This window comes from Mesorhizobium sp. M7D.F.Ca.US.004.01.2.1 (genome assembly GCF_003997785.1).
Taxonomy (GTDB): Bacteria; Pseudomonadota; Alphaproteobacteria; order Rhizobiales; family Rhizobiaceae; genus Mesorhizobium; species Mesorhizobium loti.
The window spans coordinates 1-9652 of the sequence record NZ_RZRQ01000230.1 but is presented as its reverse complement, the minus strand read 5'-3'; the positions used below and the strand labels follow the sequence as shown (position 1 = coordinate 9652).

9 protein-coding genes, 1 tRNA gene and 2 pseudogenes are annotated in these 9652 nt (G+C 60.1%); 9 read left to right on the top strand and 3 right to left on the bottom strand.

All coding sequences use genetic code 11. The features are described from left to right. From EN993_RS37995 to EN993_RS25090, 8 genes and pseudogenes are all read left to right on the top strand, one after another. Nucleotides 1-179 (top strand): annotated as a pseudogene (locus tag EN993_RS37995) (ABC transporter ATP-binding protein); the annotation flags it as partial. A 10-nt stretch (nucleotides 180-189) separates the two neighbouring features. Continuing rightward, complete coding sequence (locus EN993_RS25120; protein WP_109669133.1) at nucleotides 190-1257, top strand: ABC transporter ATP-binding protein; 1068 nt, start codon at nucleotides 190-192, stop codon at nucleotides 1255-1257. Beyond that, on the top strand, nucleotides 1258-2124 hold the full coding sequence (locus EN993_RS25115) for a sugar ABC transporter permease (protein WP_109669130.1): 867 nt from the start codon (nucleotides 1258-1260) through the stop codon (nucleotides 2122-2124). It begins immediately after the preceding gene. Between the two features lies 1 nt (nucleotide 2125). Beyond that, nucleotides 2126-3049 (top strand): carbohydrate ABC transporter permease, encoded by a 924-nt coding sequence (locus tag EN993_RS25110; RefSeq protein WP_127265107.1) that lies wholly within the window; start codon nucleotides 2126-2128, stop codon nucleotides 3047-3049. A gap of 2 nt (nucleotides 3050-3051) precedes the next feature. Next, nucleotides 3052-3339, top strand: a complete 288-nt coding sequence (locus EN993_RS25105) for a DUF2160 domain-containing protein (protein ID WP_109669124.1) — start codon at nucleotides 3052-3054, stop codon at nucleotides 3337-3339. A 79-nt stretch (nucleotides 3340-3418) separates the two neighbouring features. Next, entirely contained in the window at nucleotides 3419-5143 is a 1725-nt protein-coding gene (locus tag EN993_RS25100) for an ABC transporter substrate-binding protein (RefSeq protein ID WP_109669121.1), read from the top strand. Nucleotides 5144-5240: 97 nt separating this feature from the next. Beyond that, the gene (gene glpK / locus EN993_RS25095) at nucleotides 5241-6734 is read left to right on the top strand and encodes a glycerol kinase GlpK (RefSeq protein ID WP_109669119.1); all 1494 of its coding nucleotides are present in this window, start codon (nucleotides 5241-5243) and stop codon (nucleotides 6732-6734) included. A 34-nt stretch (nucleotides 6735-6768) separates the two neighbouring features. Further along, complete coding sequence (locus EN993_RS25090) at nucleotides 6769-7248, top strand: DUF6882 domain-containing protein (protein ID WP_127265106.1); 480 nt, start codon at nucleotides 6769-6771, stop codon at nucleotides 7246-7248. A gap of 98 nt (nucleotides 7249-7346) precedes the next feature. Here the strand turns inward: EN993_RS25090 and EN993_RS25085 are convergent, their stop codons facing one another. Beyond that, the gene (locus EN993_RS25085; RefSeq protein ID WP_126069030.1) at nucleotides 7347-7862 is read right to left on the bottom strand and encodes a BA14K family protein; all 516 of its coding nucleotides are present in this window, start codon (nucleotides 7860-7862) and stop codon (nucleotides 7347-7349) included. Nucleotides 7863-8166: 304 nt separating this feature from the next. Between EN993_RS25085 and EN993_RS25080 the strand changes: the two genes are divergently transcribed. After that, nucleotides 8167-8242: transfer RNA gene (locus tag EN993_RS25080), tRNA-Lys, on the top strand. 775 nt (nucleotides 8243-9017) lie between these two features. On the opposite strand, the gene EN993_RS25075 is transcribed toward EN993_RS25080, so the two are convergent. Both EN993_RS25075 and EN993_RS25070 read right to left on the bottom strand, forming a co-directional pair. Next, nucleotides 9018-9314 carry an adenylate cyclase gene (locus EN993_RS25075; protein ID WP_206438728.1) on the bottom strand — a complete coding sequence of 99 codons (297 nt, stop codon included), beginning with the start codon at nucleotides 9312-9314 and terminating at the stop codon, nucleotides 9018-9020. A gap of 143 nt (nucleotides 9315-9457) precedes the next feature. Continuing rightward, nucleotides 9458-9652 (bottom strand): annotated as a pseudogene (locus EN993_RS25070) (hypothetical protein); the annotation flags it as partial.

Sequence of the window (9652 nt, the reverse complement as noted above, 5' to 3'; positions counted from 1 at the left end):
TCACAGGGTCGGAGAGCTTCATCCATCTCGATTTCGCCGATGCGCGCTGGGTCATGCTGACCCACGGCATTCGCGATTTCGAGCCTGACGAAGTGGTCGAGGTGTTCATCGATCCACGCCACATCATGGTTTTCGACGAGCACGGCCGCGCCGTGAGCGCGCCGAAGCTGGCGGCTTGAGGGGAAAGAGATGGCGCGCATCGACGTCAACCATGTCAGGCATTCCTATCTGCCCAACCCGCAGAAGGATTCCGATTTCGCGCTCAGGGAAGTGCATCACGTCTTCGAGGACGGCGGCGCCTATGCGCTGCTGGGGCCCTCGGGCTGTGGCAAGACCACGCTGCTCAACATCATTTCGGGATTGCTGCACCCCTCACACGGCCAGTTGCTGTTCAACGGCAAGGACGTGACCAATTTGTCGACGCAGGAGCGCAACATCGCGCAGGTGTTCCAGTTCCCGGTCATCTACGACACCATGACCGTCTACGACAATCTGGCTTTCCCGCTGCGCAACCGCGGCGTGCCGGAAGCAGATGTCGACCGCAAGGTGCGCGAGACGCTAGAGATGATCGATCTGGCGTCCTGGGCGAAGAAGAAGGCGAGGGGCCTGACCGCCGACCAGAAGCAGAAGATCTCGCTCGGCCGCGGCTTGGTGCGCTCGGATGTCAACGCCATCCTGTTCGACGAGCCGCTGACCGTTATCGACCCGCATATGAAATGGGTGCTGCGCTCGCAGCTGAAGCAGCTGCACCGCCGGTTCGGCTACACCATGGTCTACGTCACCCACGACCAGACCGAGGCGTTGACCTTCGCCGACCAGGTGGTGGTGATGTATGATGGCGGTATCGTCCAGATCGGCACGCCGGCCGAACTATTCGAACGGCCGCGCCACACTTTTGTCGGTTATTTCATCGGCTCGCCCGGCATGAACGTCATGCCGGTGGCGATCGACGGCAAGACGGCAAAATTGGGTTCGCAGCGGATCGAACTGCCCGGCGTGCCCAAGGCTGGCAGCGGCACCGTCGAGCTCGGCATCCGTCCCGAATATGTCCGGCTTGGCCGCGACGGCATGGCCGTTTCGATCAGCAAGGTCGAGGATCTCGGCCGCCACAAGGTGGTCCGCGCCAATCTCGAAGGCCGCGAGATTGCGGCGGTCATCGGCGAGGACGAGACCGTGCCTGCCGATCCGAAGGTGCGGTTCGACCCGGCCGGCATCAACATCTATGCCGATTCCTGGCGCGTCGAGATGGGGGCATAAATGGAAAAGACCTGGAACAACAAGGCCTGGTTCCTGGTGCTGCCGGTGCTGGTGCTGGTGGCCTTCACCGCCGTCATCCCGCTGATGACGGTCGTCAACTATTCGGTGCAGGACACGTTCGGCAACAATGTCTTCACCTGGGCCGGCACCGAATGGTTCGAAGAACTGCTCTCGTCCAGCCGCTTCTGGGAAGCGATGGTCCGCAACCTGATCTTTTCCTTCATCATCCTGGCGATTGAGGTGCCGCTCGGCATCTTCATTGCGCTCAACATGCCGAAGAAGGGCTGGGGCGTGCCGGTCTGCCTGGTGCTGATGTCGCTGCCGCTGCTGATCCCGTGGAACGTCGTCGGCACGATCTGGCAGGTGTTCGGACGCAACGACATCGGGCTGCTGGGCTATTATCTCAACGCGATCGGCATCGATTACAATTACGTGCAGGATCCGTTCGATGCCTGGGTCACGATCATCGTCATGGATGTCTGGCACTGGACCAGCCTCGTCGTGCTGCTCTGCTACGCCGGACTGGTCTCGATCCCGGATGCCTTCTACCAAGCGGCCAAGATCGATGGCGCCTCGCGCTGGGCGGTGTTTCGCTACATCCAGTTGCCGAAGATGCAGCGCGTGCTTTTGATCGCCGTTCTGTTGCGCTTCATGGACAGTTTCATGATCTACACCGAGCCCTTCGTCGTCACCGGCGGCGGGCCTGGCAATTCGACTACGTTCCTGTCGATCGACCTCGTCAAGACGGCACTCGGCCAGTTCGACCTTGGTCCGGCAGCCGCCATGTCGCTGGTCTACTTCCTCATCATCCTGTTGTTGTCGTGGGTGTTCTACACCGTGATGACCAACTACGACGCGGAGCGCTGAGATGGCTGGCGCCAACGAAACGACGACGGAGCGGGACCGGGTGAGTCAGGCGGCTGTTTCAGAAGGGCTCGCCAGCGCGCTGTCGCAGAGCGAAATCGATCGGTTGATGCGCCGGCGCGGCGAGGAATCGCGCTGGTGGTGGATCGTGCCGACGCTCTACATCATCGTGCTTTTGCTGCCGATCTACTGGCTCATCAACATGAGCTTCAAGACCAATGCGGAGATCGTTAACTCGCTGACGCTCTACCCGCACGCGCCGACAATCGCCAACTACGTCACCATCTTCACCGAGAAGGCCTGGTACTCCGGCTACATCAACTCGATCACCTATGTGGTCATGAACATGGTGATTTCGGTATCGGTGGCGCTGCCGGCGGCCTATGCCTTCTCGCGCTACCGCTTCCTTGGCGACAAGCATCTGTTCTTCTGGCTGCTGACCAACCGCATGGCGCCGCCGGCAGTGTTCGCGCTGCCGTTCTTCCAGCTCTACTCGGCCTTCGGCCTGATCGACACGCACATAGCGGTCGCGCTCGCGCACTGCCTGTTCAACGTGCCGCTGGCGGTGTGGATCCTCGAAGGCTTCATGTCGGGCGTGCCGAAGGAAATCGACGAGACCGCCTATATCGACGGCTATTCGTTCCCGCGCTTCTTCATCAGGATCTTCATGCCGCTGATCGCCAGCGGCATCGGCGTCGCCTGCTTCTTCTGCTTCATGTTCTCATGGGTCGAACTGCTGATCGCCCGAACGCTGACCACCACCGATGCCAAGCCGATCGCCGCCACCATGACCCGCACCGTGTCGGCCTCCGGCATGGACTGGGGGCTGCTGGCGGCCGCCGGCGTGCTGACGCTGATACCCGGTGCGCTCGTCATCTGGTTCGTGCGCAACTACATCGCCAAGGGCTTCGCCCTGGGGAGGGTGTGATCATGAACCTCGACTTCTCCTGGATGGCATGGACCTGGCCGACGGCCGCTTTTTTTGCCGTCATCGCCCTGCTGCTGGTCGGCATGGGCGTCTGGGAATACGCCTCGCCGGGCGGCAATCCACGCGTCGGCGTGCTGCGCTTCGAGACGACGCGCGGCGACCGCTTGTTCTTATCGCTGCTCGGCAGCGCCTTTATCCATCTCGCTTGGCTGGGTCTTGTCGGACCGAGCCTTTGGTGGGCTCTCGCTCTCTCCGTGGTCTACGCCATTGGCGTGTTCCGCTACGTATAGAGGGGGAAACTGTTGGAGCGGCCGCGTGCCGGCGACCGCTCCAGATCGCACTTGAAACCTTAAACAGTGGAGGAAACACATGCGACGGCAATTTTTAACATCAACAACGGCCCTTGTCCTGTTGCTCGGCGTAGGCAATGCCTATGCCGGGATGGATGAGGCAAAAGCCTTTCTGGACAAGGAGATAGGCGGCGTGTCGACGCTTTCTCGCGCCGACCAGGAAAAGCAGATGCAGTGGTTCATTGACGCGGCCAAGCCCTTCGCCGGCATGGACATCAAAGTCGTGTCGGAAACCTTGACCACCCACCAGTACGAGTCTCAGGTGCTGGCGCCGGCCTTTACCGCCATCACCGGCATCAAGGTCACGCATGACGTCATCCAGGAAGGCGACGTCGTCGAAAAGATCCAGACCCAGATGCAGACCGGCCAGAACATCTACGACGGCTGGGTCAACGATTCCGATCTGATCGGCACGCACTGGCGCTACCAGCAGGTGCGCAACCTGACCGACTGGATGGCGGGCGAAGGCAAGGACGTTACCGATCCGATGCTCGATGTTGACGACTTCATCGGCACCAAGTTCACCACTGCGCCGGACAAGAAGCTCTACCAGCTGCCCGACCAGCAGTTCGCGAACCTCTACTGGTTCCGTTACGACTGGTTCAACGACGAGAAGAACAAGGCCGACTTCAAGGCCAAGTACGGCTACGATCTCGGCGTGCCGGTCAATTGGTCGGCCTATGAGGACATCGCCGAATTCTTCACCGGCCGCGACGTCAACGGCAAGAAAGTCTTTGGCCACATGGACTACGGCAAGAAGGATCCGTCGCTCGGCTGGCGGTTCACCGACGCCTGGCTGTCGATGGCCGGCAACGGCGACAAGGGCCTGCCGAATGGCGTGCCGGTCGATGAATGGGGCATCAAGGTCGATGCGAATTCGCGGCCTGTCGGCTCGTGCACAGCGCGCGGCGGCGACACCAATGGACCAGCATCGGTCTATGCCATCCAGAAGTATCTTGATTGGCTGAAAGCCTATGCGCCGCCGGAAGCCCAGGGCATGACCTTCTCTGAATCCGGCCCCGTGCCGTCGCAAGGCAATGTTGCCCAGCAGATCTTCTGGTACACCGCGTTCACCGCCGACATGGTCAAGCCCGGCTTGCCGGTCATGAACGACGACGGTACGCCGAAATGGCGTATGGCGCCGTCTCCGCACGGCTCATACTGGAAGGACGGCATGAAGCTCGGCTATCAGGATGTCGGTTCCTGGACGCTGATGAAGTCGACGCCGACCGACCGCGCCAAAGCCGCCTGGCTTTATGCGCAGTTCGTCACCTCGAAGACCGTCGACGTGAAGAAGAGCCAGGTTGGCCTGACCTTCATTCGCGACTCCACCATCCATGACAAGAGCTTCACCGAACGTGCGCCGAAGCTCGGCGGTCTGATCGAGTTCTACCGCTCGCCGGCCCGTGTGCAGTGGACGCCGACCGGTACCAACGTGCCGGACTATCCGAAGCTGGCGCAGCTCTGGTGGCAGAACATCGGTGACGCATCCTCGGGTGCCAAGACACCGCAGGAAGCCATGGATTCGCTCTGCGCCGACCAGGAAAAAGTCATGGCCCGTATCGAGAAATCCGGTGTCCAGGGCGACATCGGACCGAAGATGGCCGAAGAGCATGACCTTGCCTACTGGAACGCCGACGCGGTCAAGGCCGGCAATCTCGCGCCTCAGCTGAAGCTCGAGCAGGAGAAGGACAAGCCGATCACCATCAACTACGACGAACTGGTGAAGAGCTGGCAGAAGTAACCTTGGTGTTGGCGTTCGCGCCCGCATCATGAGAATAGGGGGAGGCGGCATCTTGCCGTCTCCCCTGTTTGTGTAAAAGACTAAGTGGGGAGGCAGAATGACCGGATACATCCTTGCCATTGACCAGGGCACGACATCGACCAGGGCGATCCTGTTCGACGACAAGATGAAGGTTGCCGGCAGCGGGCAACAGGAGTTCACCCAGCACTATCCGGCCTCCGGCTGGGTTGAGCACGATCCCGAGGACATCTGGACGAGCGTCGTATCGACCGTGAAGGCGGCGCTGAAGAACGCCGGTCGGACTGCTTCCGAGGTGGCCGCACTCGGCATCACCAATCAACGCGAAACCGTTGTCATCTGGGACAGGGTGACCGGCAAGCCGATCCACAATGCCATCGTCTGGCAGGACCGGCGCACCGCGTCGCTGTGCCAGAAACTCAAGAGGCAGGGGTTGGAGAAGAAGTTCACCCGCAAGACCGGACTGCTGCTCGATCCCTATTTTTCCGGCACCAAGATCGCCTGGGTGTTGGACAAGGTGAAGGGCGCCAGAAAGCGGGCCGAGAAAGGCGAACTGCTCGCTGGCACCATCGATAGTTTCCTGATCTGGCGGCTGACCGGCGGCAAGGTCCATGCGACGGACGCCACCAACGCTTCGCGCACGCTGGTCTACAACATCGCTGAGAATGCCTGGGATGACGAGCTGCTGACGATCCTCAACATCCCGGCGAAAATGCTCCCTGAGGTAAAGGACTGTGCCGATGACTATGGAATCACGGAGAAAAGTCTCTTTGGCGCCGAGATAAGAATCCTCGGGGTTGCCGGCGACCAGCATGCCGCGACCATCGGCCAGGCCTGCTTTGAGCCAGGTATGATGAAGTCGACCTATGGCACTGGCTGTTTTGCGCTGCTGAACACTGGCAGCGACCTGGTGCGTTCGAAGAACCGGCTCTTGACCACCATTGCCTACCGGCTGAACGGCAAGACGACCTACGCACTGGAAGGCTCAATCTTCATTGCCGGTGCCGCGGTTCAATGGTTGCGCGATGGCATCAAGGTGATCGGCAAGGCCGAGCAGAGCGGCAAACTGGCGGCAGAAGCCGATCCGACGCAAAATGTCTACCTGGTGCCCGCCTTTGTCGGACTCGGCGCACCGCATTGGGATGCCGAGGCACGCGGCGCCATCTTCGGGCTGACCCGCAATTCCGGTCCGGCGGAGTTTGCCCGCGCCGCGCTGGAAGCCGTGGCCTACCAGACGCGCGACCTGCTCGACGCCATGCGCAAGGACTGGAAGGGAGCTTCGGCCAAGACGGTGCTGCGGGTCGACGGTGGCATGGTGGCGTCGGACTGGACCATGCAGCGTCTGGCCGACATCCTCGACGCGCCGGTCGACCGTCCGACCATCCTGGAGACGACCGCGCTGGGCGCCGCATGGCTGGCCGGCTCGAAGGCAGGAGTGTGGCCGGATGCCAAGAAATTCGCGAAAAGCTGGGCACTCGAACGGCGCTTCCAGCCGGACATGGATGGCTCCGTGCGCGTAGCCAAGCTTGCTGGTTGGCGCGATGCTGTGCGCAGGACGCTGAGCGTGTCATAAACAGCCGTCAGTGGTGGGTGATGGGGCGCGAGGAATGCAGCCAGACTGGCATCCTGCTTGGCGCGACGAGGCTATCGAACAGCTGAAGGCCAAGAACGCACGCTTGAAGAAAGATCTCCACCTTGGTAGCTGGTCGCGCTATGATTATGATCTGACGGCCGGAACGCTTCTGTTCTCGCAAGACGGGGTGGTCAAGGTCGTCACCGAGATCCAGATTGTCGGCTCAACGAGTACCGAGGGCGGCAACTGGCTGTGGGCTTGGGCAAATTCAAGCCTGCCTAGCGAGCTCCTCAGCGACGCAAAGCTGGTTCGATCCTTCGGCGAACAGCATGGCATTGACGAACTGGCCCGAGCCTATGCGACACGCGCGGACAATGCGCTGGAAGTGCTTGGTTGGGAACTCAGCGCGGTGATGTCTCGAATCTGCGACGGGTTGGGTATCTATCGTTGTCCCAGCAGAGAGGACGGCGGGGGTTTTTATCTGATGCCCAAGAGCATCAACTGGGCAAGCTGACGGCAACTTGTTCCTCTTCCGGCCAATCGATCAAGAGCCCGCGCCGTTGCCGGCGCGGGCTTTACTCAACGCATCTCAGCTACGCAAACGCGCCTTGATCAATAAGGCGAACGACATTCCTGACGGGGGCCGTAATTCGGCTGGAACGTATTGTCCGAAGAGCGATAGCTGCGATAGTGGTCATAGCACCACTGCACATGCGAATTGCCTTCGTAGACACGGTTGTTTTCACTGTTGATGATCGCGCCGGTGATCAGGGCGCCGGTGGCGAAGGCAGCCAGCGGGAACCAGTTGTCGCCATGGCGCCGATAGCCGCGATGGTATTCGCGATAGCCGCGGTGGCCGTTCCAATACACGCCACGATCATTGTTGCGGGCAAAGTTCCGATTGCCGTTGAAATTGCGGCTGAAGTTGCGGCGATCGCCGTGACGCTTCCACTCAGGATATTGGGAAGGATGTTGGGCTGGCGTGTCGCCGGCTGCGACGTTCAGGATATTTGACGACGTCACCGGTGCCTGAGGCACGAACATTTGTGCTGCATTGGCCGGACCGGCGGCTGCCGCGAACGAAACTGACAATGTGGTCGCCAGTATACCCGATACGATCTTGTTCATTATCTTCTCCTTCGAAAGGGTGATTGACGTCCCTTGTGGCGAGGAAACGGGCGAGGTGGCTTATAGTTCCCCGCGAAAACGCCAAGTTGCTGATTTGTAATGTTTCTCCGGCCTGCTGGCGAGGCGACAGACCGGTCGTGCAATCGCTCTGCCAGGGCGGTGTCTCTCATGATCGAAGCGGCCACTCAGACCCGGCGATCATGCTGGAAAAGCCCGGCCTGCGAATGCTGTTTTTCCGGTTGACCGGTCGAGGCACTCTCCCTATGTTCCGCGCAATTTCGAGGGTCGCCTTTCGCGCCCGCGGGAGCGCGTAGCTCAGCCGGTAGAGCAACTGACTTTTAATCAGTAGGTCATGGGTTCGAATCCCATCGCGCTCACCAACAAATCAATCACTTAGATCGAAAATCTATGCGCACGTGCATTTACCGGTATTACCTAGAATTCCCATGTTTTCCGGGCTTTTCTTGGCGTTATCCGGGAATCGCTGGCGCACGCGGCGCATGAAAAAGCCCGCGCGAGGCGGGCCTTCGATCCGATGTTGATGATGCGGTTAGGCCAAGTGCGTGCCCCGTGCAATGCAGATCGCCCAAGCCGCTTCATCGATCGGCTTCAGGCCGTCGGCCAGGAACGTCCTGTCGCGACAAGGATCCACATCAGCGAACGACCGTACGCCATACACCTCTTGCCCCTTGCTCGTTCTTGCCCTCGATAGAACCGGCGACGGCATAGGCTGGTCTTTTTCCTGCCTCAGGCGCAAAGCGCACAGCCCGACGTCATCCAAATTCGGAGCGGTGCCAGATGGCGCAACAATTATTGGGCAGGCGGCCATTATGGGCGATACAGGGGTTACTATGGCCACCCCTACTATGGGCGTGGATACGGCGGCTATGACGACTTCCTTCCAGGAGGACAGTGATCGGAAGCATGTTCAACAACGGCTGCTACGGTGGCGGGTATTACGGCGGTGGGTATTATGCTGACCCGTATTACGGCGGCGGCCATTACCGCTCTGTGTATTACGACAGGTACTACTATCACCGACATCACTACCGTAGGCACTACTACCGCTACTGAAATACCGACATGCTATCGCATCTAGCCCGCTGCCTCCACGGTGGCGGGCCTGCCTTTTCGTTCGCAGATTGCGGCAGTCCGTTAATGGTTATTGGACTGCTGGAAGCCGGCCACGTCGTATTGAGATACGCTCTTCGGATTCTTTGAGTTCTGCGGCTGCTCGCCAGCGTAGTGTGTTCCCGCATTACCAGCTGGGTTGAAGGCTGAACCCGGAGCAGAGCTTGCGTGGCCTGGAGTGGCACTTCCTGTTTGAGGGGTTCCAATCGTTTGATTGGGCTGACCTGTCGTGCCTGTTACGGTGTGGACGTTGGCGGCGAAGGCCATGCCAGTGGAGGCTATGAATAGGCCGGCCATCATTGGTGTGAGGAGATGTTTCATGGTGTTCCTCCTAAAGCATTGGGTTTCAGGAAGGGCGCTCGGGTCTTTATGAGCACCCGGCGAATTAGACGTCATGTGCCACGAACGCTTTTCGGACCGCTATTCGTCCCGAGCATCGCGAATCTGTGATGTCGCGCGACATTTCAACGTTTCTTCGCCTTCGGCGTGATCTCTTCGACCCGCACCTTGTCGCCGATCTCCTTGGCCGCCGCCAAGGCTTCGGCCTTGTCTTTGGTCGTCAGGAGCGTGCGCCAGTGCGGTTTCTCGAATACGCTGACGATGTAGGTTGTGGCGGGCTTTTCCGGTTTTTCTTTCTCTTCTCTATGAAATCCCCCGCC